Source organism: Nonomuraea sp. ATR24 (assembly GCF_041950485.1).
Classification (GTDB): domain Bacteria; phylum Actinomycetota; class Actinomycetes; order Streptosporangiales; family Streptosporangiaceae; genus Nonomuraea; species Nonomuraea ceibae.
Genome location: NZ_JBGNUU010000028.1, coordinates 62,207 through 88,093, shown reverse-complemented (window position 1 = coordinate 88,093; position 25,887 = coordinate 62,207). Strand labels below are relative to the sequence as shown.

Here is a 25,887-nt window from a genome sequence, read left to right as displayed (position 1 = left end):
ACCGGATATTTTTGACCGATGGAGGAGATCGATCGCAGGATCGTCACGCTGCTGGCCGGCGACGGCCGGATGAGCTTCACCGACCTCGCCAGGGAGACCGGCCTGTCGGTGTCGGCCGTGCACCAGCGGGTGCGCCGCCTGGAGAAGCGCGGCGTGCTGCGCGGCTACGCCGCGATCGTCGACTACGACGCCGTCGGGCTGCCGATGACCGCGTTCGTGTCGATCAAGCCGATCGACCCGGCCGCGCCCGACGACGCGCCGGAGCGCCTGGCCCACCTGACCGCGATCGAGGCGTGCCACAGCGTCGCGGGTGACGAGAGCTACATCCTCAAGGTGCGCGTCGCCTCCCCGGTCGCGCTGGAGGAGCTGCTCCAGCAGATCCGCGCCGCCGCCAACGTCTCCACCCGCACCACGGTCGTCCTGAGCACCCCGTACGAGCACCGCGCCCCCGAGGCGCCCGCCGGATAGCCGGCCCGAAGAGTTCGGCGCCCCCACTGTTCGGCAATGCCGAACGCGATGTAGGGTGTGGGGCGTGGGAGACACCATCCAGTCCGTCGAGCGCGCCGCAGGCATCCTGCGCCTGCTGGCCTCCGGTCCGCGCGAGCTGGGGGTGGCCGAGCTCGCCCGCGCGATGGAGCTGCCCAAGGGCACCCTGCACGGCATCCTGCGCACGCTCGTGCACGTCGGGTTCGTCGAGCAGGACGCCACCACCGGCCGCTACCGGCTCGGCGGCACCCTGCTGCACCTCGGCAGCAGCTACCTCGACGTCAACGAGCTGCGCACCCGCTCGCTCAACTGGGCCGACGCGCTCGCCGGGCGCAGCCGCGAGAGCGTGTGGATCGGCACCCTGCACGAGGGTGGGGTCCTGGTCGTGCACCACGTGTTCCGGCCCGACGACAGCATGCAGGTCCTGCAGGTCGGCACCCTGCTGCCCGCGCACGCGACCGCCCTGGGCAAGGTGCTGCTCGCCTACGACCCGTACGGGGAGAGCGCGGGGGAGCCGCTGGCCGCGCACACGCCCGCCACCCTGGTCACCGCCGACGCGCTGGCCAAGGAGCTGGAGCTGGTGCGCGGCCGGGGCTGGGCCGCCGACCTGGAGGAGCTGGTCGAGGGGGAGGTGTCGATCGCCGCCCCGATCCGCGACCGCCGCGCCGTCACCGTGGGCGCGATCGGCGTGCGCGGAGCCGTCGAGCGGCTGGCCGAGGACGGCGAGCCGCGCCGTGACCTGGTGTCCTACGTGCGCGACGCCGCGCGGGCCATCACCCGGGACCTGAGCCGATGACCGGTTGACACCACCCGTCGGGCCCAGACTAGGATCTCAAGCCAGGCGTTCGGCAATGCCGAACATGCGAGAAGTGAGGAAGCCGTGGAGTACGTCGCCGCCATCGACCAGGGCACCACGTCCAGCCGGTGCATGGTGTTCGACGAGGGCGGCCGGATCGTGTCCGTGGCCCAGCGCGAGCACCGGCAGATCTTCCCCAGGCCCGGCTGGGTCGAGCACGACGCCGCCGAGATCTGGGAGGCCGTGCAGGGCGTGGTCGCCGACGCGGTCACCGGCAGCGGCATCGACCCGGGCAGCCTCGTCGCCCTCGGCATCACCAACCAGCGCGAGACCACGATCCTGTGGGACCGCCGCACCGGCGAGCCGGTGGCCAACGCCATCGTCTGGCAGGACACCCGCACCGACGCCCTGGTCACCGCGCTCGCCCCGCACGAGCAGCTGTTCCGGGAGCGGGCCGGGCTGCCGCTGGCCACCTACTTCGCCGGGCCGAAGATCCGCTGGCTGCTCGACGAGACCCCCGGCCTGCGCGAGCGGGCCGAGCGCGGCGACGTGCTGTTCGGCACCGTCGACAGCTGGCTCGTCTGGAAGCTCACCGGCCGGCACGTCACCGACGTCACCAACGCCAGCCGCACCATGCTGATGAACCTGCGCACGCTCGCCTGGGACCCCGAGCTGCTCGACGCGCTCGGCGTGCCCGCCGCGATGCTGCCGGAGATCCGGCCCAGCGCCGAGGTCTACGGCCGCACCGGCGACGGGGTCCCGGTCGCCGCCGCGCTCGGCGATCAGCAGGCCGCGCTGTTCGGCCAGACCTGCTTCTCCCCCGGGGAGACCAAGAGCACCTACGGCTCGGGCAGCTTCCTGCTGATGAACACCGGCGCCGAGCCCGTCACCTCCAAGCACGGCCTGCTCACCACCGTCGGCTACCAGATCGGTGACGCCCCGGCCACCTACGCGCTCGAAGGCTCGATCGCCGTCACCGGCTCCCTGGTGCAGTGGCTGCGCGACAACCTCGGCCTCATCTCCAGCGCCGCCGAGATCGAGACCCTGGCCCGCACCGTCGACGACAACGGCGGCTGCTACTTCGTGCCCGCCTTCTCCGGCCTGTTCGCGCCCCACTGGCGGGCCGACGCCCGCGGGATCATCGCCGGGCTGACCGGGTTCGTCACCAAGGGCCACATCGCCCGCGCCGTCCTGGAGGCCACCGCCTGGCAGACGCGCGAGGTCGTCGACGCGATGAACGCCGACGCCGGCCTCGCGCTCACCGCCCTGCGCGCCGACGGCGGCATGACCGCCAACAACCTGCTCATGCAGATCCTGGCCGACGTCCTCGGCGTGCCCGTCGTACGCCCGATGGTGGCCGAGACCACCTGCCTGGGCGCGGCGTACGCGGCCGGGCTGGCCACCGGCTACTGGCCCGGCACCGACGCGCTGCGCGCCAACTGGCACAAGGCCGCCGAATGGCGGCCGGAGATCGACCCCGACGTCAGGGACGCCGAGCACCGCAACTGGCGCAAGGCCATCGAACGCAGCCTCGACTGGAGCACCACATGACCGCCATCCGCACCACGTCCGGCGAACGGGCCGAGACCCGCGAGGAGCTGAGCAGCCGCCCCTACGACCTGCTGGTCATCGGCGGCGGCATCCTCGGCACCGCCGTCACCTGGATGGCCGCCCAGGCGGGGCTGCGCGTCGCCATGGTCGACGCGGGCGACTTCGCCGGAGCGACCTCCAGCGCCTCCTCCAAGCTCGTCCACGGCGGCCTGCGCTATCTGCAGACCGGCAACGTCAAGCTCGTCGCGGAGAACCACCGCGAGCGCCGCGCCCTGGCCGGTGAGATCGCCCCGCACCTGGTCAAGCCGCTGTCGTTCGTGGTGCCCGTCTACCGGGGCGGCCCGCACGGCGCCGCCAAGCTCGGCGCGGGCGTGTTCCTCTACTCGGCGCTGTCGGTGTTCGGCGACGGTCTCGGCCGCGTCATCACGCCGCAGCAGGCGCTGGCCCGGGTGCCCGCGCTCAAGCCCGCCGGGCTGCGCGCCGCCGCCGTCTACGGCGACCACCAGATGAACGACAGCCGCGTCGCCGTCATGACCGTCCGCGCCGCCGTCGACGCGGGCGCCGTCGTGCTCAACCACGCCGAGGTCGTCGGGCTGCGCAAGTCCGGCGGCACCGTCGTCGGCGCCGACCTGCGCGACCGGCTCGACGGCGCCGAGTTCGGCGTCTCGGCCAGGCTCGTCCTCAACGCCACCGGCCCGTGGGTCGATCACCTGCGCCGCATGGAGGACCCGGACGCCGCGCCCAGCATCCGCCTGTCGAAGGGCGCCCACCTGGTGCTGCGCCGCCACGAGCCGTGGAAGGCCGCGCTGACGATCCCCATCGACAAGTACCGGGTGTCGTTCGCCATCCCGTGGGAGGACCATCTGCTGCTCGGCACCACCGACGAGGCGTACGACGGCGACCCGGCCGACGTGCGCGCCACCGACGCCGACGTGGCCCAGATCCTCGACGAGGCCGGGCACGCGGTCGAGGACGCGCAGGTGCGCCGAGAGGACATCACCTACGCCTTCGCCGGGCTGCGGGTGCTGCCCGGCGGTCCCGGCCGGGTCGCCGCCGCCAAGCGGGAGACGCTGCTCAGCCGGGGCAGGGGCGGCATGCTGTCGGTCGCCGGCGGCAAGTGGACCACCTACCGCCACATCGGCAGGGTCGTGCTCGACACGCTCGCCCGGCTGCCCGGCAGGCCGCTCGGCGACGACCTGGCCGCCATCCTGCCCACGGTGCCGCTGCCCGGCCTGGCCAGCCCCGACGCGGTCGCGATGCGGCTGTGGTCGGAGCACGACCCGGCCGCCCGCATGGATCCGCTCGTCGCCCGCCACCTGGCCTCCCACTACGGGACGCTGGCCTTCGACGTGGCCAGGCTCATCCGGGAGGACCCGGCGCTCGGCGAGCGCATGCACCCGGACGGCCCCGACATCTGGGCCCAGGCGGTCTACGCCCGCGACCACGAGTGGGCGGTCACCGTCGACGACGTCCTGCGCCGCCGCACCACGCTCACCGTGCGCGGCCTCGACACCGACGACGTGCGCGCCCGCGTCGCCGCCCTGCTCGCCCCGTGATCACCGGCGGGCGCGCAGGGCGTCCAGGCGCCGCATGACGGGGGTGGCGGTGACGCCGTGCAGCACGACGGAGGCCAGCACGGTGAACCCCGTCACCGCCCACAGCTCGTCCGCCGGCACGCCGAAGTCCGCCTGCCCCAGCGCGAACGCCAGGTAGAACAGCGACCCGACGCCCCGGATGCCGAAGAAGGAGATCACCAGGCGCTCCCGGGGCCCGGCCGCCCCGCCCGCCTGGGAGAGCCAGCCCGCCAGCGGCCGGATCACCAGCAGCAGCAGCGCGCCCACGGCGACGCCCCGCCAGGTGAGCGCCGCCAGGCCGCCGGTCGCGACGAACCCGCCCAGCAGGAGCAGCAGCCAGGCGGTGAACAGCCGCTCGATCTGCTCCACGAACCCGTGCAGGACCGAGTTGTAGCCGTGGCCGCGCTCGGCGTTCCTGATCGCGCACGCGGTGACGAACACCGCCACGAAGCCGTAGCCGTGAGCCAGCTCGGTCAGGCCGTAGGACAGGAAGGTGGCGGCCAGGGCGACGAACCCGTCGTGCCGTTCGGCCAGGCGCAGCCGCTTCTCCCGGGTGTGGAAGAACAGGCGGCCGAGCACCCGCCCGATCAGCAGGCCGCACACCACGCCCGCGGCCGTCCGGTAGAGCACGTCCACCAGGGCCCACTCGCCAGCCCAGCCCGCACCGCCCACGACGGCCAGCGCGACGGCCGCGTACACGATGGGGAAGGCCAGCCCGTCGTTGAGCCCCGCCTCGGAGGTGAGCGCGAACCTGACCTCGTCGTCGGCGTTCTCCACGTCGACCGGCTCGCCCACGTGCACGTCGGAGGCCAGGACCGGGTCGGTCGGCGCGAGCACCGCGCCGAGCAGCAGCGCCGCCGCGAGCGGCCACTCCAGCAGGACGAGCGCGGCGGCGGCCACCCCGGCGACCGTCACGGGCATCGCCCAGCCGAGCAGCCGCCACGTGCTGCCCCACGACCGCCACCCGGCCTTCCGGTTGAGCGCCAGGCCGGCGCCCATGAGCGAGACGACCACGCAGATTTCGGTGATGTGCTCCAGGGCCAGCCGGTGCGCGACCGGGTCGGGCTCGGGCAGGCCGAGCGGCAGCAGGAACAGCAGCACGCCCCCGGCCAGGTAGGCCAGCGGCAGCGAGAACGCCCGGTTGGCGAGGAGCTCCGGGAGGAGGGCGGCCAGCAGCGCCGCGGCGCCGCCCAGGGCGAACAGGAGATCAGGAGGAGACACGCCGGGCCTCTGCCCGCGAGATCGCGTGTCAGCCCTGGGCGTCTCGTTCGGTGAGCCTGGCCATGGCCTGGCCGTAGGGCGGGTCGAACCAGTAGTCGGAGTGCCAGCGCAGCTCGGCGAGGGGTTCGCCCGGCTCGGGCTGCGGCGGGTCCCAGCAGAACACGTCCACCGGGCCCGGTTGCGCGGCCCGGGGGCCGAACGGGTCGGCCGGGGCGAAGACGGGCCCGCCGATCGGGTCGCTCAGCCGGTACAGGTTGACCCACGGCACCGCCTCACGCACCGCGGGCAGGCTCGGGCCGCCGAAGTAGGCGGGGAAGAAGGCCGCGTACAGCCGGCGCAGCGGCGAGCCGTGGGTGAGCAGCCGCACCCGCCCGCGCGCGCCGGGCCCGAGCTGCAGCACCAGGGCGGCGGCGATGACGCTGCCCTGGCTGTGGCCCGACAGCACCACCCTGTCGCGTTCGTCCCGCGACAGCACGCCGACGCGGGCGACCAGCTCCGGCAGCACCCGCTCGGTGTAGCAGGGCGGCGCGAGCGGGTGGATGGCGCGCGGCCAGAAGGTCGCCACGTCCCACAGGATGCCGATCGTGCGGCGCAGCGCCGGGTCGCTGTAGGTGCGCCGGCCCAGCAGCACCAGCCCCACGAGGGTGGCGGTGATGGCCCAGCTGCCCATCGTGGCGAACAGCCCGGCGGTGCCGCCGACGGGGTGGACCAGCCCGAGCTGGTAGATCACCGTCACCGTGGCGAACCCGGCCAGCACCACGCCGACGAGCAGCCCCAGCACGAGCCCGGCCCGGTCGGTGAGCGAGGCGAGCGCCCACTTGCCGGCCACGTCGTCGCCGTCGTCGCCGTAGTAGGGCGTGAGCTTCGGCGTCAGCTCCTCCGCGACCGTGCCGCGGATCCGCCACAGCACGGCGGCCACGCAGATCACGCCCAGCACCAGGACCGGCACGAGCGCGGCCGTCCACCACACGGCGTCGCCCAGGAACAGCCTGCGGCCGACCGGCTGCGCCCTGGCGGGCGACTCCGGCACGCCGAAGAACGAGGCGGTCCAGAACATGACGCCGAGCGCGAGCGCGTTCGCGCTGCCGGCCGCCACCATGAGCGTGAACCAGCTCGCCATCCCGCGCATCGCCGGCCGCTCCTCAGGCGCCGACAGCCGCGCCAGCACCCACGTCGCCACCAGCAGGAACACCACCAGCGCCACCAGCAGCACGAACCGCACCCCGGCCACGCCCGGCAGCCGGAGCGGAGGCGTCCCGCCGAGCGGCAGCCCGGCCATCGCCGCGGCCAGCGTGACCGCCAGCACCGCGGGCGCGGCCACCTCCAGCACCCGGCAGGCCGCCGTGAGCGGCCGGCCGCCCGGGTCGTCGCCGCCCGGGTCCACCCGCCGCGCCAGCCCCGGCAGCAGCACCAGCACCGCCGCGACGACCTGCACGGCCCCGTTCGCCACCGTCAGCGCCAGCCCGGCCGCCGCCCCCGCGAACGGCGCCGCCACGGCCAGCCCGATCGCGCCGAGCGCGTACGCCACGTGCACCGCGCGCAGCCGCCACACCGGCACGTCGCCGTGCCACAGCCGCCGCCGCGCCAGCGGCAGCGCCGCCTCCTGCGGGCCGTCGGGCGGCATCCCCGTACGCTCGTCGCGGTTCCACGTCCGCCGGGCGATCAGCCACAGCAGCGCCACCACGGCCAGCGGCACCAGCGCGGTGACCGCCAGCCGCCGCGACGGCTCCGACCCCCACAGCTCGCCCATCCAGCGCACCCACACGGGCGCGGTGTCGTACGTGCACGCGCGGCCCGCGGCGGTGCACTGCCAGCCCACCAGGTCGACGCTCGACCCGATCACCGCGTGCACGAGCGTGCCGGTCAGCAGCAGCGCGAACAGCCGCTGCGCCGCCTCGACCACGTGGCGCAGCCGCCGCCCGCGCGCCGGCCTGGGCAGCATGAAGTAGGCCAGGTTCGCCAGCGAGAACGGCAGCAGCAGCAGCCACAGCGCGATCGTCCGGCCGCCGGAGGTCAGCCCGCCCCACGCGTACGCCTCGCGGTGGCGCACGCCGGGCACGTCGGCCTGCTCGCCGGCGGGCGGCCCGGCGGGCCACCAGCGGCGGTAGAAGCCGGTCGTCGAGTCACCCGACACCAGCCGCGGATGCGGGTGGTTGAGCATCTGGTCCGGCGGCGTGCCGGACACGCCGTGCACGCGCAGCTCGGTCAGGCCGCGGCTGGTGGTGTCGAGGAACCCGTCCATACACGCATGGTCGCCGCGCGGGCGGGGCCGCGCCATAGGCCGGAACCATCACGTGTCCATATGGTTACTCTCCGTCAGAAGCCGGGACTTGGCGGCCTCGGCGGCGCCCAGGCGTTCGAGCCCGCACAGGGCCGCGCCGACGATCGAGCGGACGCGGGACACCACCGGCTCGGCCTTCGGCGCCCTGGCGGCCAGCCCGGCGGTGACCAGGTCCATGAGCAGCGGGTGACCGGCGGTCAGCAGGCCGCCGCCCAGGACGACCTCGGCGGGCGTCTCCAGCAGGTCCAGGCGGCGCAGGCACACCTCGGCCAGCACGACGACCTCGTCGGCCTGCCGCCCGACGAGCGCCGCCGCCACCGTGTCGCCCGCGCCCGCCGCGGCGAGCACGCCCGGCGCCAGCTCGTGCAGCCGCCCCAGCCCCACCTCGCCGAAGTGCACGGCCAGCACCAGCTCCTGCACGGTGGCGACGCCGAAGTGCTCCTTGACCGTGTCCGCCAGCGCCGTGGCGGGGCCTCTGCCGTCCTCGGCGCGCACCGCGTGCCACAGCGCCTCCTCTCCGACGCCCTGGCCGCCGCCCCAGTCGCCGCTGATGCGCCCCAGCGCCGGGAACCTGGCCACCTCGCCGCCGGGGGAGACCCCGGCCGCGTTGATGCCCGCCCCGCACACCACCGCGACGCCCCACGGCTGCGACGCGCCCGCCCGCAGCAGCGCGAACACGTCGTTGCGCACCACGATGTCCGGCCCGAAGCCGCGCGCGGCGAACTCGGCCGCCAGCGCCTCCTCCTCCACCGGCAGGTCGGCCCCGGCCAGGTAGGCGGCCACGTGATCGAACCCGCCCGCCGGAGCCCAGCCCGCGTCGCGCACGGCCTCCTCGACGACGTCCACGGCGGCCCGGACGCCCGCGCTCTGCGGCGCGAACGCGCCCGCGCGGCCGGTCGCCAGGATCTCGCCGTCCTCGGCCACCACGGCCACGTCGGTCTTGCTGTTGCCGCCGTCGACGGCCAGCAGCACCCTGCGGCGCGTCATCGGCCCGCCGCCCACGCCAGGTGCGCCCGGTTGGCGTCGAGCAGCAGCCCGGTCAGCTCCTCGGCGATCGCGTCCTGGCCGATCAGCGGGTGGGCGAGCAGCGCGTCACGCACCCGGTCCGCGCCGCCGTGCAGCGCCGCGTCCAGGGCCAGTTCCTCGTACGCGGACACGTGCGCGACCAGTCCGGCGTACAGCGGCTCCAGCGAGGCGACGGGCAGCGGTTCCGCGCCCGAGGCGGTGATCCTGGCCGGGACCTCGATCACCGCGTCCGCGCCGAGGAACGGCAGGGTGTCGCCGTTGCGCACGTTGACGACCTGGGTGTCGCCCCGGTCGCCGAGCAGGGAGGCGATCAGCGCGACCGCCGCCTCGGAGTAGAACGCGCCGCCGCGCTTGCCGAGCAGCTCCGGCTTGGTGTTCACCGACGGGTCGGCGTACAGCTTGAGCAGCTCCTCCTCCATCGCCGCGACCTCGGCCGCCCGCGACGGCTTGGCCCGCTGCTCCTCCACGACCAGGTCGTGGGCGTAGAAGTAACGCAGGTAGTACGACGGCACCGCGCCGAGCCGGTGCAGCAGCTCGGGACGCAGCCCCACGTCGGCGGCGATCTCGTCGCCGTGCTCGGCCAGCAGCCCGGGCAGCACGTCCACGCCGTCGACCGTGACCGAGCGCTCCCAGGTCAGGTGGTTGAGCCCGACGTGCCCGAGCTGGACCCGCTCGGGCTCGACGCCCAGGTGCTTGGCGAAGCGGCGCTGGAAGCCGATGGCCACGTTGCACAGCCCGATCGCCCGGTGACCCGCGTCCAGCAGGGCCCGCGTCACGATGCCCACCGGGTTGGTGAAGTCGACGATCCACGCGTCCGGCGCATGGGCCCTGACCTGCTCGGCGATCTCCAGCACCACCGGCACCGTCCGCAGCGCCTTGGCCAGGCCGCCCGCGCCGGTGGTCTCCTGGCCGACGCAGCCGCACTGCAACGGCAGCGTCTCGTCGACGTTCCGCGCGGCCTGGCCGCCCACCCGGAGCTGGAACAGCACCGCGTCGGCCCCGGCGACGCCCTCGGCCACGTCGGCGGTCGCGACCACCCGGGCCGGGTGCCCGGCGTGCGCCAGCATCCGGCGCGCCATGCCCGCCACCAGCCCGAGCCTGGAGGCGTCCGGGTCCACCAGCGCGATCTCGGTCAGCGGCAGCTCGTCGCGCAGCCGCGCGAACCCGTCGATCAGCTCGGGCGTGTACGTGGAGCCGCCCCCGACAACAGCGAGTCTCAAACCTCGGTCCCTTCCATGGGTCACGATCCGGGCAGCGTGGCGCCGAAGACCTCGTCGCGCACGATCTTCAGAGCCAGGTCAAGTCCGCCGGCCAGCACCGGGTTGCCCGCCACCTCCGACAGGCGGACCAGGGGCTGGGGAATCGTCAGCGCGTGCAGCTCCCGCTCGATCAGCGCCCGCAGCGGCTCGCCGCCCGCCAGCACCACGCCGCCGGTCACCACGATCAGGCCGGGGTCCACCACGGACGTGATGGCCGCCAGGCCCACCGCCAGCCGGGCCGCCACCTCGCGCAACCCCGACGCCGCCCGGGCGCTCTGAGAGCCACGGAGAGCGCTCTCCGTGACGGGGGTGACCAATGAGGCCGTCTCCGCCCCGTCCGTGGCCGTAGCGGCCCTCTGAGCGCCGTCCGGGCCTGTGTGCGCCGGATGTCCGGCCCGGAGATCTTCAAGGGCGGCCGTCCCGTCCGCCTCCAGCCGACGGACGGCGTTCGCCACCGCCTCGCGGAAGTCCGCGCCCTCGACGCCGTGGGCGCGCAGCACCCGCAGGACGGCCGCGCCGCCGGTGAGCGCCTGGTAGCCGTGGTCGCCGTACTGCCCCGCCTCGCGGGCCGTCGGCGCGCCCGGCGCGGGCATGTAGCCGACCTCGCCGGCGCCTCCGGTCGCGCCCCGGTGCATGCGGCCGCCGAGCACGATGGCCGACCCGATGCCCTGGTCGGCCCAGAGCAGCACGAAGTCGGGCGTGCCGCGCGCCGCGCCGTGCGCCTGCTCGGCCACGGCCACCAGGTTGACGTTGTTCTCCACCGACACGGGCACGCCCAGCCCGTCGCTCAGCGCCTTCTCCAGGTCGTCGACGTGCCAGCCGGGCATCTCCTCGGCCGTCGCGTACCCCAGGCGGCCCGTGGAGGGGTCCAGTGCCGCCTGCACGCCGATCACCACCCGCCGGGGCGGCTCGGGCGGCCTCGCCCCCGCGAGGGCCGCGCGGAGCCGGTCGACGAGCTCGTCCGGGGTGGCGGGCGCGGGCACCGCGTGCTCGCCGACGACGGTGCCGGTCAGGTCGGCCACGCGCGCCTCGACGCGGGTGAAGGTCACGTCCAGCGCGGCCGCGTACGCCGCCTCGGGGTTGAGCCGGTAGACCTCGGCCGTACGGCCGGGCAGGCCCTCCCTGATGCCGTCGGGCACCACCAGCCCGGCCTCCTGCAGACGGGAGAGCAGCTGGGAGGCCGTAGGCTTCGACAGACCGGTCAGCGTGCCGATCTCGAGGCGGGTGAGTGGGCCGCGTTCGAGAAGCGCGCGCAGGGCGGCGCGATCGTTGATCGCGCGCAGCAGGCTCGGCGTGCCCGGCACGGGACCGCTCACTGTTACCCCTTCCAGTTAGGAAACTTTCCTAACCGGGGTGAACGTAAAGAGCGAAAGGCCATTCGGTCAAGTGTCGAAATCGACCCGTGACCGTACGAGAGGGAGGGAAAAGCGAAGAGTGGCTCAACAGGCGTGCTAATGTCGTCGTTTGTCGTAACAACAAGCAGAATGGCCCGGAGCGTCCCATTAACCACAATAATGGTCTGGCGGCAACTCGTCAAACAGAGCTCGCCAGGGAGCAGGCGTACGTCACCCGCCTCTACGACCGCCTCGACCTGCTGCGCGAGCGTACCCAGCGGCAGCTCAAGGACGTGCTGGCCATGGGAGCCGTCGGCACGATGCAGAACATGTCGGAGCGTGACTCCTTCGCCGAGATGCACGCCACCCGGCTCGCCCGGCTGTGGGCGGTCGAGCGCGGCCTGGTTTTCGGACGGCTCGATCACCACGCCGAAGGCCGCCTCTACATCGGCAAGCTCGGCCTGACCGACGACGAGCAGGAGCGGCTGCTCATCGACTGGCGGGCGCCCGTCGCCCAGCCCTTCTACCGCGCCACCCCGGCCGCGCCGATGGGCGTCACCCGGCGGCGCCACCTGCAGACCAGGGGCCGCGAGGTCATCGGCGTCGACGACGACCTGCTCGACCTCGACGCGCTCACCGAGGACGACCGCGCCACCCTCAACGGCGAGGCCGCGCTGCTGGCCGCGCTCGACGAGCGGCGCACCGGCCGCATGCGCGACATCGTCGCCACCATCCAGGGCGAGCAGGACCGCGTCATCCGCGCCGACCTCAACGGCGTGCTGGTCGTGCAGGGCGGCCCCGGCACCGGCAAGACCGTCGTCGCGCTGCACCGCGCCGCCTACCTCCTCTACACCCACCGCGAGCGGCTCGAGCGCCGCGGCGTGCTCGTCCTCGGCCCCAACCCGACGTTCCTGCGCTACATCGAGCAGGTGCTGCCCTCGCTGGGCGAGACCGACGTGCTGCTGTCCACCGTCGGCGAGCTCTACCCCGGCGTGACCGCCACCGCCCGCGAGCGGCCCGAGGTGGCCGCCGTCAAGGGCGACGCGCGCATGGCCGAGGTGCTGGCCAAGGCCGTGCGCGAACGCCAGCGCGTCCCGCGCCAGCCGATCGAGCTGAACCTCGGCCGCAACACCCTCACCATCGACCGCGGCATGCTGGAGTCGGCCCGCAACAAGGCGATCCGCTCGCGCCGGCCGCACAACCAGGCCCGCGCCGTGTTCGTCAGGTCGCTGCTCAACGCGCTCGCCCGGCAGCTCGCCAGGAAGATCGGCAAGGGCCTCATCGACGACGACGACCTCGCCGACCTGCGCGAGGACCTGCGCACCGAGCCGGTCGTCCGGTCCGCGCTCAACCGCCTGTGGCCCTACCTGACGCCGCAGCGGCTGCTGCTCGGCCTGTACGGCTCGCCGCAGCGGCTCGCCGAGGCCGCCTCGGCGCTGACACCGAAGGAGCGGGAGCTGCTGCTGCGCGACGCCTCCCGCGCGGGGGAGTGGACCGAGTCCGACGTGCCGCTGCTCGACGAGGCCGCCGACCTGCTCGGCGAGATCGACGAGCAGGTGCTGCGCGCCTCCGCCCTGCAGGCGGAGGAGGAGCTGGCCGCCGCCCGCCGCGCCGAGGAGCACGAGCGCGAGGCCGAGCTCGCCTACGCCCGCGAGGTCCTGGAGCTGACCGGCCTGTCCGACGTCATGGAGGCCGAACGCCTCGCCGAACGCCAGCGCGGCGGCGGCCCCTACCTGACCACCGCCGAGCGCGCCGCCGCCGACCGCACCTGGGCCTACGGCCACGTCATCGTCGACGAGGCGCAGGAGCTGTCGCCGATGGCCTGGCGCGCCGTCATGCGGCGCGTCCCCAACCGGTCCATGACGATCGTCGGCGACATCGCCCAGACGGGGTCCGCCGCCGGCGCGCGTTCCTGGAAGGACGTGCTCGACCCGTACGTGGCCGGGCGCTGGCGGCAGGAACGCCTGACCGTCAACTACCGCACGCCCGTCGAGCTGATGGAGGTAGCCGCCCGCGTGCTGGCCACCGTCGGCCCGTCGCTGGAGGCGCCCACCTCCGTCCGCGAGGGCGGCACGCCGCCCTGGTCGGCCCCGCTGTCCGCGCTGCCCGACCTGGTCAGGGCGGAGGCGGCCGAAGGCGGCAAGGTCGCCGTGGTGACCCCCGACGCGCTGCTCGGCGAGCTCGGCGACCTGGTGCGCGAGGCGGTCGAGGGCGCCGTGGTCGTCGCCCCCGGAGCCGGCCGGGCCCGCGGCGCGGCGGCGCTCGACGCGCCCGTCGCCGTCATGGGCGTCGCCGACGCCAAGGGGCTGGAGTTCGACGCGGTCATCGTGGCCGAGCCGGGCCTCATCGCGGCCCAGTCGCCGCGCGGCCCGAGCGACCTGTACGTGGCGCTGACCCGCGCCACGCAACGGCTCGGCGTCGTCGCGGAAGGCCCGCTCCCGCAGGCGCTCAGCGGCTTGCCAACCCGTGCGCAGGCAGCCGCGAATGGGCTTTGACCGGCTCCGGCGCGGGCGGCCACCTGCGAAGACTCGATGTTTCTGCTGATCGGGACACGGTTGACATCTGAGGTGGAGTCGGTAGTTTGCTGCGCAGTCCAGCACGGGACTTGGCCGGTTGGCCGTCTCTGACATCGCCGGATCCTGCGTCCGTGACGGAGCGTGACTTCGTCCACACAGCCAGGTGCAGGGCCGTCGGTCCGTCGAGTCGGGGCACCCCAACCGGGCGGGGGGTTGGACCCGGGACGGGCCCGGGAGCCCAGTAGACAACGGAATTCCGCGCTCGCCGCCGACGAGACGGGTCCGGTCCGAAGGGTTTCCGGGCCCTCTTCCCGTTCCCGTGCACCGGGCCGTCTGCGCGCCGGGTGGTCCCGTCGGCCACGGGATCACCCTGCCGCCCCCGCTTTCCGCCGTGCCGTGATGACCTGAGCGCGCCCGTGGGGCGGTAGCGTTTCCGCAAGCAGGCGATCGGCGAGGGAGACGCGCAGTGGTGCAGGAACGAACGGGCCCACCGTCCACGCCCCCCGCCCCCGTGCCCGCCGGCGACGACGCCGACAGCCCGTCCGACACCGTGGACCGCGCCCCCGGTGAGCCGGGCCCGCCCGCGCCGCCCCGCGCCGGACGCGGGCGCTCGCGGCGCGACGCGGCGATGCGCGCCGCGGTCATGTCCGCCGGGAGCCTGCTGCTCTACCTGGCCTTCCCGCCGCTCGGCTGGTGGCCGTGCGCGCCGCTCGGCCTCGCCCTGATCGCCGCCTCCCTGTACGGCGCCGGGCCCCGCCGCGCCGCCTGGCTCGGCTACCTGGGCGGCCTGGTGTTCCTGTTCCCCGCGCTCGCCTGGGTGCGGACGGTCGGCGACGACGTCTGGCTGATGCTCGTCGGCGTCGAGAGCCTGTTCTACGCCGCGCTGGCCGTGGCCGCCGCGCTGGTGCTCCGGCTCAAGTGGTGGCCGCTGTGGTTCGCCGCGCTGTGGGTGGCGATGGAGTGGCTGCGCGGCCTGGTGCCGATCGGCGGCTTCCCGTGGGCGCGGGTGGCCTTCAGCCAGGGCGAGTCCGTGTTCACCCCGTACGCCGCGCTGGGCGGCGCGCCGCTGGTGTCGTTCGCCGCCACCCTGTGCGGCACGCTGCTCGCGTACGCGATCCTGCGCCGGCCCGCGCCTGGCCCGAAGGCGGCACTGCGGCGGGTCGCGCCGCTGGCGCTCGCGCTGGCCGTGCCGCTGCTCGGCCTGGCCGTGCCCCGCCCCGGCGACGAGGGCCGCACCGTCAACGTCGGCATCGTGCAGGGCAACGTGCCCGGCCGGGGCATGGACATCTTCGGCGACGAGCCCGCGATCGTGATGAAGAACCACGCCGACGGCACCCGGCGCATCGCCCAGGCCGTCCGCGAGGGCAGGCTGCCCAGGCCCGACATCGTGGTCCTGCCGGAGAACTCCACCGACATCGACCCCTTCCGCGACGCCTACGCGTACCGGACCATCGACGAGTCGGTCAAGGACGTCGGCGTGCCCACGCTGATCGGCGCCGTCGTGGCGATCGGCGACGACCGGCGCGCCACCCGCAGCCTGGTGTGGGACCCGGCCACCGGGCCCGGCGCCCACTACGACAAGCAGCGCCTGGTCCCCTTCGGCGAGTACACGCCGTTCAAGGAGCTCGTGCTGGCCCTGTGGGACCGCGCCGCGCTGGTCGGCAGGCAGTCGGTGGCCGGCACCGTGCCCGGCGACCTCAAGCTCGGGCCGGTCACCGTCGGCGCCGTCAACTGCTACGAGGTGGCCTACGACGACACCGTGCGCGGCACCGTGCGCGCCGGCGGCACCCCGCTCGTCGTGCAGACCAACAACGCCACCTACGCGCAGTCCAACCTGCCGGCGCAGCAGCTCGCCATGTCGCAGTTGCGCGCCGTCGAGCACAACAGGGCCGTGGTGACCGCCGCCACCACCGGGATCTCCGCTTTCGTGACACCGGACGGTAAGGTCTCCTGGCAGACTCGCGAGCTCGTGGCCGACCAGACGGTGGTGACCGTGCCGATACGCACCGAACACACCATCGCCACGAGGGTCGGCGCGCTGCCGGAGTGGGCATTGATGGTGATGGGTGCGGCGGCCGTCGGAGTCGCCGTGTGGCGCAGACGGCGGGACGACCGGATGGGGAACGACTGACGATGGAGACTCTCGGGCGGGTGCTGGTCATCGTCCCGACCTACAACGAGCGCGACAACCTGCCGAGGATCGCCGAGCGGCTGCGGGCCGCGGTGCCCGGCGCGCACCTGCTGGTGGCCGACGACAACAGCCCCGACGGCACCGGCAAGATCGCCGACGAGCTCGCCTCCGGCGACGACCACGTGCACGTCCTGCACCGGCCGGCCAAGCAGGGGCTCGGCGCCGCCTACATCGCCGGGTTCCGCTGGGGGCTGGACGAGGGCTTCGACGTGCTGGTCGAGATGGACGCCGACGGCTCACACCAGCCCGAGGAGCTGCACAAGCTGCTGGAGGCGCTGGCCGACGGCGCCGACCTGGCCATCGGCTCCCGCTACGTGCCGGGCGGCCGCGTGATGAACTGGCCGGCCTCCCGCGAGTTCCTGTCCCGGGGCGCCAACGTCTACACACGGCTCATGCTGGGCCTGCCGGTGCGCGACGCCACCGCCGGCTTCCGCGCCTACCGGGCGGCCACCCTGGAGAAGATCGGGCTGGCCGACGTGGAGTCGCAGGGCTACTGCTTCCAGGTCGACCTCACGCTGCGCGCCGCCCGCCACGGGCTGCGGGTGGCAGAGGTGCCGATCACGTTCGTCGAGCGCACGGTCGGCACCAGCAAGATGAGCGGCCGCGTCATGGGCGAGGCGTTCTGGCGCATCGCCCAGTGGGGCGTCACCGGGCTGCCTGCCCGCATGCGCCGCCGGCGCGGCTGAACGGGCATGGCTGGGCGGGCGTGGCTGAGCGGAAGGCGCCACGCGGCGGCGGGCGCGGAACGCATCGGGGCCGCCGCGCGTTGTCCGTGATGTAGACGTGTGCGGAATCGAGGGCGAACGATGCGGCTTGTGCTATTCCTGGCCTTCCTGCTGGTGCCGGTGCTGGAGATCTGGCTGCTCATCCAGGTGGGCTCCGTCATCGGCGGCTGGCAGACGGTCGGCCTGCTGGTCGCGGCGAGCCTGCTGGGCTCGTGGCTGATCCGGCGCGAGGGCCGCAGGGCGTGGCGCAGCCTCCAGGAGGCGCTGCAGTCGGGGCGGATGCCGGAGCGGGAGCTGGCCGACGGCGGGCTCATCCTGGTGGGCGGCACGCTGCTGCTCACGCCGGGCTTCTTCAGCGACGTGGTCGGCCTGCTGTGCATCCTGCCGATGACCCGGCCGCTGATGCGGCGGCTCGGCGCGTACTTCTTCCAGCGGCGGATCAAGAAGATGGCGGCGGCCTCGCCGTACGCGAACCTCTTCACGGCCGCGCCGGGCGCGGTGCCGGACGGCGACCCGTTCGCCGGCCCCGCGCGCAACGGCCAGCACGCGCAGCACGGGCAGCACGGTGGACCGGGCAAGGTCGTGCACGGCGAGGTCATCCGGGAAGACTGAGGCCGGGGACGCAGACAGAGAAAAACCCCCGGGCCGTCAGCCCGGGGGTTTCACCGTGAGAGGTCGTCAGGCGCTCTTGCGACGCTGGGCCCTCAGGACCGCCAGCCGCTCGTTGAGCACCTCTTCCAGGTCTTCGATGGACCGCCGCTCCAGGAGCATGTCCCAGTGTGTCCGCGGGGGCTTCGTCTTCTTCGATTCCGGCTGCTCGCCGTCGACCCGGACCGCGGTGGCGCCGCACATGCGGCACTCCCAGGTCGCGGGGATCTCGGCCTCGGCGGCAAGCGGAACCTCGAAGCGATGGCCCTTCGGGCAGGTGTAGGACACCTCCTGGCGGGGGGCCAGATCCGTGTTACGGTCGTTCTCGTAGCTGGTTGCCCCGAGCCGGGTGCCACGAAGCGCGCGCTCGCCCATGTTTCAATGCCTCCTACAGGGCCCCCATACGTGGGGGGTCTGTCTCCCACGGTGTGTAACGCTTGGTACCGTGATGGGATTCCCACCTGCGGGGTGATCCAATCGCGCATCGGCCCGGCAGTTGGACGCGGCGTCCATGAAGTCCGGCCGGCGGGCACGGGGTCGAGGGTCCTGCCGCGGCTCCCACCAGCGCCGGTGTCCCCCAGCACGGTGAGTCCTGAAAGTGAACTGGCATGGGTTCACTTCGTCAACGCTCCTATGCTGGGCCCGTGAACAGGTTCGGGGACATGCACTGCTCCATCGCCCAGGCCGTCGGCGTCGTCGCCGAGCCGTGGACTCCGCTCATCCTGCGCGACCTCTTCCTCGGCGTGCGGCGGTTCGACGACCTGGCGGAGGACCTGGGCATCTCGCGCAACCTGCTCACCAGACGGCTGGACCACCTCGTGAGCGCGGGCGTGGTGGAGCGGCAGCCCTACCAGGACCGGCCGCCGCGCCACGAGTACGTGCTGACCGAGGCGGGCCGCGACATCGTGCCGGCGCTCATCACGCTCATGTCCTGGGGCGACCGGTGGGCCACGCCGCCCGGAGGGCCGCCCGCGCTGCTCGTGCACTCCTGCGGCCAGCAGTTCACCCCGGTCGTCACCTGCCCGCACTGCGGCGGCGAGGCCAACGCCGAGACCGTGCTGGCCGTGCGGGGCCCCGGCGCCGCCCAGGGGCCCGGCACGATGGTCCTGGCGGCCCCCTAGCCTCCCGCTAGATCTTCGAGGGCACCTCGTTGCCCGCGGCGCGGATGGCCCTGGGCAGGTTGACCAGGGCCAGCAGCACGAAGCCGAGCACGAAGAAGACGATCATCGACAGGATGGCGATGCGGTAGCTGTTGGTGAACTGCAGCGCGAGCGTGATCGTGAGCGAGCCGATGAAGGCCGAGCCCTTGTCGCTGATCTGCAGCAGGCTGAAGTACTCGGCCTCCCGGCCCTTCGGGATGACCTGCGAGAACAGCGAGCGCGACAGCGCCTGGCTGCCGCCCAGCACGATCGCGATCGCGAACGCCATCAGGTAGAACTGCAGCGCCTCGCCCTCCCGCACGAACAGCGCGGCGATCACGATGACCGTCCACACCACCAGGCTGGCCAGGACCGTGTTCTTGGTGCCGAACCGCCGGGCCAGCCGGCCGAGCAGCAGCGCGCCGAAGAACGCCACGAACTGCACCATGAGGATGGCGGTGATCTGCACTTCCTGTTCGAGCTTGAGCGCCTCGGAGGCGAAGGCGGCGCTGTTGCCGATGACGGTCTGGATGCCGTCGTTGTAGACCAGGTACGCCACCAGGAACAGCAGCGTCAGCGGGTAGCGGCGCAGCTCCCTGAGCGTGCGGCCGAGCTGGCGGAAGCTGCCGCCCACGGAGGACAGCGCGGTGTGCTCGTGGGCCGGGACGGGCCGGTTGCGCAGCCGCAGCAGCGGCACGATCGTGAACGTCGCCCACCACAGCCCGGCCGACATCATGGCGATGCGCACCGCGTGCCCCTCCTCCAGGCCGAGGCTCGCGTGGTTGAGGAAGAGCACCAGGTTGAGCGCCAGCAGCAGGCCGCCGCCCAGGTAGCCGATGGCCCACCCGCGCGAGGAGACCCGGTCGCGCTCCTCGGCTGTGGAGATCTGCGGCAGGAACGAGTCGTAGACGACGATGGAGGCGCCGTAGGCCAGGTTGGCGACGACGAACAGCACGCCGCCCAGCAGGTAGCGGTCGCCCTCGACGAAGTACAGGCCCATCGCGGCCAGCGCGCCCGCGTAGGCGAAGGCGCCGAGCATCTCCCGCTTGCGGCCGGTGTGGTCGGCGAGCGCGCCCACGATCGGCAGGAAGACGATCTGCAGCAGCACCGCCGCGGTCGTGATCAGCCCGAAGTACGCGGCCGGGCGGATGTCCATGCCGAGCACGTCCACGTAGCCGAGCCCGGGGCTGGCCGCGGCCAGCTCGTCGAAGGTCTCGACGCAGGTGGCGGCGGCGACCTGCGGGAAGTCCTTGGCGCACGCCGCGGTCTTGGCGACCGGGATCAGGTACGGGCCGAGGAAGACCGAGATGACCGTGGTGTAGAAGGCCGAGTTGGCCCAGTCGTAGAAGTACCAGCCGCGCTGCTCGCGCCTGCGGGCGGCGGGGGAGGCACCGGTGGGGTCCGCGGGGGGTGCGGGTACGGACAAGAGTCGCTCCTAGGCGGCCATGCGGCCGGGATGCCACTGTCCGCGCTCTTCCAGCACGGTGCGCAGCCCGGTGATGTTGTCGGTCATGATGCCGTCGACGCCCAGATCGAGCAGGCGCTCCATCCGCGCGGCGTCGTTGATCGTCCACACGTGCACCTGCATGCCGATGGCGTGCGCCGTACGGACCAGGCTGCGCGTGGTGACGGGCAGCCCGCGGAAGCCGATCGGGACCTGCGCGCACGGGATGCCCGCGCGCACCAGCCGGGCCAGCAGCCGGCCGTAGCCGGAGGTGGAGGCGGCGGCGCGCAGCGCGGCGACGCCGCGCGGGCCGAGCGCCGAGCAGACCTCGCGCCCGATCGCGGCCCGGGCCAGCGCCAGCCGCTCGTCGGAGAACGACGTCAGGCAGACGCGGTCGTAGGCGCCGGTGCGGCGGATCGCCTCGGCCAGCGGCGCGATCGCCGCGGCCTCCTTGACGTCGATGTTGAACCGGATCTCCGGCCAGGTGCCGAGCAGGTCCTCCAGCAGCGGGATCTCGTGCTCGCCGCCGATGCGGGCGCGCCGCACGGCGCTGTAGGGCAGCTCGGCGATGCGGCCGCGCCGGTCGGTCACCCGGTCGAGGGTGTGGTCGTGGAAGGCCAGCAGCACCCCGTCGGCGGTCGCGTGCGCGTCGGTCTCCAGGTAGGTGTAGCCGAGCCGCACGGCCCGCTCGAAGGCCGCCGCCGAGTTCTCCGCCCCTTCGGCCGCGCCGCCCCGGTGGGCGAACGCCAGGGGCGCCGGGTGGTCGAGGAAAGCGAAGCGACGGCTGAGCACGACCTGAGTATGCCTTCCGCGAATGAACAACGGGGTTACGAATCGGGGAGATTCTGCCATTCCTGGCGTCGCGCCTCGGCGAGCGCGATGGCGGCGGCGACGGCCACGTTGAACGAGCCGACGCGCCCCACCTGCGGGATGTAGCAGACGCCGTCGGCGGCGTCGAGCAGCGCGGGGGAGCAGCCGTGGTCCTCGCTGCCGACCACCAGGCACACGTCGCGGCCGAGGTCGGCCCTGTGCAGGGGGACGGCCTCGGCCGTCAGCTCGATCGCCAGCACGGTGAAGCCGTCGTCCCTGGCCGCCTTGACCGCCTCGGTCGCGGGCATCGCCTCGTGCCAGGTGACCAGCCGGTCGGTGCCGAGCGCGGTCTTGCCGGCCTTGGGGTTGGTCGGCGGGGTGGCGTTGCCGGCCAGCCAGATCTGGTCGACGCCGAACGCGGCCGCGCTGCGGAAGATCGAGCCCACGTTGAACGGGCCGGTGACCGACTCCAGGATCAGCCCCAGGCGGTTGCCGGTGTTGCGGCGCCAGGTGCGGTTGAGCCGCTTGACGTCGGTGGGGCGCAGCTGCCTTCTCATCGTTGCACCTTCAGGATTCGGTAGGCGGCCCGGGAGGCCTCGCGGGAGGCCTGCCAGCCCTGCTCGCCGAGCCAGCGCTGCAGGGAGTCCGAGCCGAGGTGTTTCTGGACGACCAGGTAGGCGGCGCCGCCGGGAGCCAGCCGGGACAGCCACCTGGTGAGCATCTCGTGCAGCGCCGCCTTGCCGATGCGGATGGCGGGGTTGGACCAGATCGCCTGGAACGTCACGTCGTCCGGCATCTCGTCGGCGTGCACGGGCCGTACTTTGTAAAGGCGCGCGGCCTGGGCGTTGCGCTCGGTGAGCTCCAGGCTGCGCCGGTTCACGTCGACGGCCCACACCGTCGCCCCGGGCGCCCGCGAGGCCATCGTCAGCGCGATCGGGCCGTAGCCGCAGCCCAGGTCGAGCAGGTCGCCCTCCTGGGGTGGCGGCGGGACCGTCTCCAGCAGGATGCGCGTGCCGGCGTCGACCCGCTCCGGCGAGAACACGCCCCTGTCGGTCTCCAGCCGCAGGTGCAGGTCGGGCAGCACCAGGTCGACGGAGCCGGGCTTGCTGGCGGTCTCGGGACGCTCGGAGAAGTAGTGGGCCACGTGGGGAAACGTTACGGGATCCGGGTGCCGAACAAGACCGCGGCGCCCGCGACCAGCAGGCCGAGGACGAGCGCGGCGACGATGAACTGCTGGGTGATCTCCTGCTTGACCAGCTTGTAGCCGAGCGAGGTGCCGATCTGCTCGTAGACCTCGCGCAGCTCGCTGCCGGACTCGGCCGTGTAGGCGCGCCCGCCGGTGCCGTCGGAGAGCTGCTGGAGCGTCTGCTTGTTGACGGGCACGTTGACGGGCCTGCCGTCGATGGAGACGGTGCCCTCCTGGGTGCCGTAGGCGATGGTGGAGACCGGGATGTGCGCCTGCGTGGCGGCGTCGGTGGCCTCCTTGACCGAGCGGCCCGAGGTGTTGTCGCCGTCGGACAGCAGCACGATCGCGGCGGGCGGCGGGTCGGTGGCGGCGTCCTGGTCGAAGGAGCGCACCGATTCGAGCGAGTTGAACACCGCCTCGCCGATCGCGGTGCCGGGCCGGGTGGACAGGTTGCCGATCGCGGTCACCACGGCGCCGTGGTCGGTGGTGGGGGAGATCAGCACGTTGGCGGAGCGGGCGAAGGCGACGACGCCGACGTTGAACCGGTCGGGCAGCTCGCGGACGAACGACTGGGCGGCGGACTTGGCGGCGGTGATCCGGTTGGGGTCGACGTCGCCGGCCTCCATGGACAGCGACACGTCCAGGGCGATCATGATGGTGGCCCGGTCGCGCGGCACCCGTACCTCGTCGGCGGGGCGGGCCGCGCCGAGGACGAGCAGCGACATCATGACGAGGAACAGCGCGGGCGGCACGTGCCTGCGCCAGCCGGGGCCGGCGGGGGCGACCAGGTTGAGCAGCGCCAGGTTCGTGAAGCGGACGGTGTAGCGGCGGCGGAAGAACTGCGCGGCCACGTAGCCGGCGGCCAGCAGCAGCACCAGCACCGACAGCCAGAGCCAGGCCGGCGACAGAAAAGTCACGGGGTCACCTTCCGGTGTGCCAGGTGGCGGGTGCGCCGCTGGCGCAGGACGAACTGCGCGACGTCGAACACCCAGTCGCGGTCGGTGCGCAGCACCAGGTGGGCGACGCCGGCGCGGCGCAGGGCGGCGCGGGTGCCCTCCCGTTGCAGCGCCGCGGCCTCGGCGTAGGCGCGGCGTACTTTGGGCGAAAGGTGCACTTCGCGTACGTGCCCGGTCTCGGGGTCGGCGAACGCGACGCGGCCCACGTCGGGGAGTTCGAGCTCGCGCGGGTCGACGATCTCCACGGCCAGCACCTGGTGGCGGGCGGACAGACGGCGGATGGGGCGCTCCCAGGGGCGTTCGGCGTCGGGGTCGAGGGAGGGGCGGGCGTCGAGGAAGTCGGAGACGATCACGCGCATGCCGCGCCGCCGCCGGGTGGCAGCCAGCACGTCGATGCCCTCGGCCAGGTCGGGCGCGTCGGGGACGGCGCGGCCGCGCGGGGCGTCCATGAGCGCGGACAGCAGGCCGTACAGGGCGGGGCGGCCGGTGCGGGCGGGCATGCGGTGGATGAACTCGTCGTGGATGACCAGGGCGCCGAAGCGGTCGCCCATCCGGCTGGACAGGAAGCCGAGCGCGCCGACGGCGGCCACGACCAGGTCGCGCTTGTCGGTGTCGGCGGTGCCGAAGTCCATGCTGGGCGACAGGTCGGCCAGCGCCCACGTCTCCAGCTCGCGGTCGGCGACCAGGTCGCGCACGTGCGGCACGGTCGTGCGGGCGGTGACGGCCCAGTCCATGCGGCGCACGTCGTCCTCGCCCGGCACGTAGACGCGGCTGTCGCCGGCCTCGCTGCCGGTGCCGGGCAGCAGGCCCTGGTGGGCGCCGTGCAGGAGCCCGTCCAGGCGCCGGGTGACGACCAGCTCCAGCTTGCGCAGGGCCTGTTCGGCGGTGCTCACCGGTTCTGGTTCCACACGACGAGGGGCGGCGGGACGGCGTGCAGGATCTGGCGGACGACCTGCTCGGGGTCGACGCCGTCGGCCAGCGCGTCGAAGGTGAGCATCAGCCGGTGCGCCATCACGTCCACGGCCACGTCGCGCACGTCGTCGGGCAGCAGGTAGTCGCGGCCGCGCAGCACGGCCAGGGCGCGGCCGGCGGAGACCAGGCCGAGGGTGGCGCGCGGGCTGACGCCGATCTCGATCGTCTCGGCCAGGTCGGCCAGGCCGTAGTCGGAGGGGGCGCGGGTCGACATGACGAGGCGGACCACGTAGTCGGCGACGAGCTGGTGGACCGAGACGTTCTCGGCGGCCTCCTGGAGCGCCAGCAGCCGCTGCGGGTCGAGGACGCGGTCGGGGGCGGGCGGGGTGACGCTCATCCGGTGCAGGATCTCCAGCTCCTCGTGCGCGGTCGGGTGCGGCACCCGTACGCGGAACAGGAAGCGGTCGCGCTGGACCTCGGGCAGGGGGTAGACGCCCTCGGACTCGATCGGGTTCTGGGTGGCCAGCACGATGAAGGGGCGGGGCAGCGGGTGGGTGACGCCGGCGAGCGTGACCTGGCGTTCGGCCATGACCTCCAGCAGCGCCGACTGCACCTTGGCGGGGGCGCGGTTGATCTCGTCGGCGAGCAGGAAGTTGACGAACACCGGGCCGAGCTCGACGTCGAACTTCTCGTTGGACGGGTGGAAGACGCGGGTGCCGACGATGTCGCTGGGCACCAGGTCGGGGGTGAACTGGATACGGGCGAACGTGCCGCCCACGACGGTGGCCAGGGTGGAGGCGGCGAGGGTCTTGGCGACGCCCGGAACCCCTTCCAGCAGGCAGTGGCCGCGTGCCAGCAGGGCCACGACCAGTCTCTCGACCATGTGCTCCTGGCCGACGATGACCCGCCGGACCTCGTCGAGGGCCTGACGCAGCACCGCCGCGTCCGTTCCGCCTGGCTGCTCTTCGGCGTCGCTCATGACGCTATTCCACCAAAGGCGCCGCAAACGTGCACGACGCCACGTCTGTGCTTTCATGGCAGATGTGGCAAGTCCGCTTCAGTTCGGTGATCCGCCACGGCTCGGGCCGTTCGTGGTGCAGGCCCGCCTGCACGCGGCCCCGGCCGGTTTCGTCTATCTGGGGCAGGGGCCTGACGGGCGCGCGGTCTCCCTGGCCGTGCTGACGCGCGGGGCGGCGTTCGACGCGGCGGCGCGCGAGCGGTTCGTGACCGCCGTGCGCGAGGCCGCGCCCGCCGAGCAGGCGGGCGTGCGCGGCTGGCTCGGGCGCGCCGGCAGGTCGCGGTCCGCGGTGGTCGACGACGTGCCCGCGGTGCTGGGCATGAACACCGGGCGGGCGCCCTGGGTGGCGGTGCCGTACGCGCCGGGCAAGGCGGGGGCCGAGCGGTTCCTGGAGCCGGTCATGGTGGGCGGCACGCTGATCGGGCAGGCGCACGGCCCGGACTTCGTCCCGTACTGGCTGACCGACCGCGCGCCCGCGCTGGCCCCGCCGGTGCGCAAGCGGCCGCTGACCGAGACGCGCAAGCGGGTGCTGATGGCGGCGCTGGCGGTGCTCGTGCTGCTTCTGCTGATGACGGTGATCGCCCTGCTCATGCTGGTGCGTTCCGACAACAGCGACCCGATGCCGCGCCAGCTCCCGCCGACGCAGTTCCTGCCGAGCCCGCCGCCGACGCCGGCCACGCCGGAGCCGCAGCGGCCGAGCCCGTCGCCGACGCCGGAGCCGACGCGCAGCGGCGAGACGCCCGGCCGTTCACCGGGGGAGGGCGATCCGGAGAACCGGCAGCTCTGATCGATTTGAGCCTGACGTCGCGTGAGG

23 protein-coding genes are annotated in these 25,887 nt (G+C 73.7%); 10 read left to right on the top strand and 13 right to left on the bottom strand.

Annotation, left to right across the window (positions count from 1 at the left end):
• Positions 1-18: 18 nt before the first annotated feature.
• The 4 genes from ACBI99_RS41020 (at position 19) to ACBI99_RS41005 (ending at position 4,389) form a co-directional block, all read left to right on the top strand.
• Positions 19-468, top strand: a complete 450-nt coding sequence (locus ACBI99_RS41020) for an Lrp/AsnC family transcriptional regulator (protein ID WP_219514902.1) — start codon at positions 19-21, stop codon at positions 466-468.
• A 64-nt stretch (positions 469-532) separates the two neighbouring features.
• Positions 533-1,282 carry an IclR family transcriptional regulator gene (locus ACBI99_RS41015; protein ID WP_357586862.1) on the top strand — a complete coding sequence of 250 codons (750 nt, stop codon included), beginning with the start codon at positions 533-535 and terminating at the stop codon, positions 1,280-1,282.
• 84 nt (positions 1,283-1,366) lie between these two features.
• The gene (gene glpK, locus ACBI99_RS41010) at positions 1,367-2,833 is read left to right on the top strand and encodes a glycerol kinase GlpK (protein WP_357586864.1); all 1,467 of its coding nucleotides are present in this window, start codon (positions 1,367-1,369) and stop codon (positions 2,831-2,833) included.
• Entirely contained in the window at positions 2,830-4,389 is a 1,560-nt protein-coding gene (locus ACBI99_RS41005; protein WP_375074921.1) for a glycerol-3-phosphate dehydrogenase/oxidase, read from the top strand. The genes glpK and ACBI99_RS41005 overlap by 4 nt, the downstream gene beginning before the upstream one ends.
• On the opposite strand, the gene ACBI99_RS41000 is transcribed toward ACBI99_RS41005, so the two are convergent.
• The 5 genes from ACBI99_RS41000 to ACBI99_RS40980 are packed head-to-tail and all read right to left on the bottom strand — an operon-like array spanning position 4,390 to position 11,510.
• Positions 4,390-5,628, bottom strand: a complete 1,239-nt coding sequence (locus tag ACBI99_RS41000) for a sodium:proton antiporter (protein WP_219514879.1) — start codon at positions 5,626-5,628, stop codon at positions 4,390-4,392.
• Between the two features lie 28 nt (positions 5,629-5,656).
• Complete coding sequence (locus ACBI99_RS40995) at positions 5,657-7,870, bottom strand: hypothetical protein (protein WP_219514861.1); 2,214 nt, start codon at positions 7,868-7,870, stop codon at positions 5,657-5,659.
• Positions 7,871-7,918: 48 nt separating this feature from the next.
• On the bottom strand, positions 7,919-8,896 hold the full coding sequence (locus ACBI99_RS40990) for a BadF/BadG/BcrA/BcrD ATPase family protein (protein WP_219514851.1): 978 nt from the start codon (positions 8,894-8,896) through the stop codon (positions 7,919-7,921).
• The gene (locus tag ACBI99_RS40985; protein WP_375074920.1) at positions 8,893-10,155 is read right to left on the bottom strand and encodes a 6-phospho-beta-glucosidase; all 1,263 of its coding nucleotides are present in this window, start codon (positions 10,153-10,155) and stop codon (positions 8,893-8,895) included. The genes ACBI99_RS40990 and ACBI99_RS40985 overlap by 4 nt, the downstream gene beginning before the upstream one ends.
• Before the next feature lie 20 nt (positions 10,156-10,175).
• The gene (locus tag ACBI99_RS40980) at positions 10,176-11,510 is read right to left on the bottom strand and encodes an ROK family protein (protein WP_375074919.1); all 1,335 of its coding nucleotides are present in this window, start codon (positions 11,508-11,510) and stop codon (positions 10,176-10,178) included.
• 320 nt (positions 11,511-11,830) lie between these two features.
• Here ACBI99_RS40980 and ACBI99_RS40975 point away from each other — a divergent pair, with 320 nt between their 5' ends.
• The 4 genes from ACBI99_RS40975 to ACBI99_RS40960 all read left to right on the top strand — a co-directional run bounded on the left by ACBI99_RS40975 (position 11,831) and on the right by ACBI99_RS40960 (position 17,572).
• A complete protein-coding gene (locus ACBI99_RS40975) occupies positions 11,831-14,023 on the top strand; it encodes an ATP-binding domain-containing protein (protein ID WP_246646666.1) in 2,193 nt (730 codons plus the stop codon).
• Between the two features lie 487 nt (positions 14,024-14,510).
• Positions 14,511-16,175, top strand: a complete 1,665-nt coding sequence (gene lnt / locus ACBI99_RS40970) for an apolipoprotein N-acyltransferase (RefSeq protein WP_375074918.1) — start codon at positions 14,511-14,513, stop codon at positions 16,173-16,175.
• Positions 16,176-16,177: 2 nt separating this feature from the next.
• A complete protein-coding gene (locus ACBI99_RS40965; RefSeq protein ID WP_049576627.1) occupies positions 16,178-16,921 on the top strand; it encodes a polyprenol monophosphomannose synthase in 744 nt (247 codons plus the stop codon).
• Between the two features lie 120 nt (positions 16,922-17,041).
• Positions 17,042-17,572: an FxsA family protein gene (locus ACBI99_RS40960; protein WP_219517124.1), complete on the top strand. Its 531-nt coding sequence runs from the start codon at positions 17,042-17,044 to the stop codon at positions 17,570-17,572.
• A gap of 66 nt (positions 17,573-17,638) precedes the next feature.
• On the opposite strand, the gene ACBI99_RS40955 is transcribed toward ACBI99_RS40960, so the two are convergent.
• Positions 17,639-17,983: an RNA polymerase-binding protein RbpA gene (locus tag ACBI99_RS40955; protein ID WP_043625492.1), complete on the bottom strand. Its 345-nt coding sequence runs from the start codon at positions 17,981-17,983 to the stop codon at positions 17,639-17,641.
• Between the two features lie 269 nt (positions 17,984-18,252).
• Between ACBI99_RS40955 and ACBI99_RS40950 the strand changes: the two genes are divergently transcribed.
• On the top strand, positions 18,253-18,729 hold the full coding sequence (locus tag ACBI99_RS40950) for a helix-turn-helix domain-containing protein (protein ID WP_308126151.1): 477 nt from the start codon (positions 18,253-18,255) through the stop codon (positions 18,727-18,729).
• A 7-nt stretch (positions 18,730-18,736) separates the two neighbouring features.
• On the opposite strand, the gene ACBI99_RS40945 is transcribed toward ACBI99_RS40950, so the two are convergent.
• Genes ACBI99_RS40945 through ACBI99_RS40915 form a run of 7 tightly spaced genes read right to left on the bottom strand, consistent with a single transcriptional unit; the run spans position 18,737 to position 25,034 of the window.
• Positions 18,737-20,173, bottom strand: coding sequence for an MFS transporter (locus tag ACBI99_RS40945; protein ID WP_357588267.1), 1,437 nt, complete (start codon positions 20,171-20,173; stop codon positions 18,737-18,739).
• A 9-nt stretch (positions 20,174-20,182) separates the two neighbouring features.
• Complete coding sequence (locus ACBI99_RS40940) at positions 20,183-20,983, bottom strand: glycerophosphodiester phosphodiesterase family protein (protein WP_308126152.1); 801 nt, start codon at positions 20,981-20,983, stop codon at positions 20,183-20,185.
• Between the two features lie 35 nt (positions 20,984-21,018).
• The gene (locus ACBI99_RS40935) at positions 21,019-21,558 is read right to left on the bottom strand and encodes a TrmH family RNA methyltransferase (protein ID WP_219517129.1); all 540 of its coding nucleotides are present in this window, start codon (positions 21,556-21,558) and stop codon (positions 21,019-21,021) included.
• Positions 21,555-22,145 carry a methyltransferase gene (locus tag ACBI99_RS40930; RefSeq protein WP_357588265.1) on the bottom strand — a complete coding sequence of 197 codons (591 nt, stop codon included), beginning with the start codon at positions 22,143-22,145 and terminating at the stop codon, positions 21,555-21,557. The genes ACBI99_RS40935 and ACBI99_RS40930 overlap by 4 nt, the downstream gene beginning before the upstream one ends.
• A gap of 11 nt (positions 22,146-22,156) precedes the next feature.
• On the bottom strand, positions 22,157-23,104 hold the full coding sequence (locus ACBI99_RS40925) for a VWA domain-containing protein (RefSeq protein WP_219517133.1): 948 nt from the start codon (positions 23,102-23,104) through the stop codon (positions 22,157-22,159).
• Positions 23,101-24,051, bottom strand: coding sequence for a DUF58 domain-containing protein (locus ACBI99_RS40920; protein ID WP_219517134.1), 951 nt, complete (start codon positions 24,049-24,051; stop codon positions 23,101-23,103). Before ACBI99_RS40920 ends, ACBI99_RS40925 begins: the two co-directional genes overlap by 4 nt.
• Positions 24,033-25,034 carry a MoxR family ATPase gene (locus tag ACBI99_RS40915; protein ID WP_219517136.1) on the bottom strand — a complete coding sequence of 334 codons (1,002 nt, stop codon included), beginning with the start codon at positions 25,032-25,034 and terminating at the stop codon, positions 24,033-24,035. The genes ACBI99_RS40920 and ACBI99_RS40915 overlap by 19 nt, the downstream gene beginning before the upstream one ends.
• A gap of 55 nt (positions 25,035-25,089) precedes the next feature.
• Between ACBI99_RS40915 and ACBI99_RS40910 the strand changes: the two genes are divergently transcribed.
• Positions 25,090-25,860, top strand: a complete 771-nt coding sequence (locus ACBI99_RS40910) for a hypothetical protein (RefSeq protein ID WP_246646664.1) — start codon at positions 25,090-25,092, stop codon at positions 25,858-25,860.
• Positions 25,861-25,887: the final 27 nt, after the last annotated feature.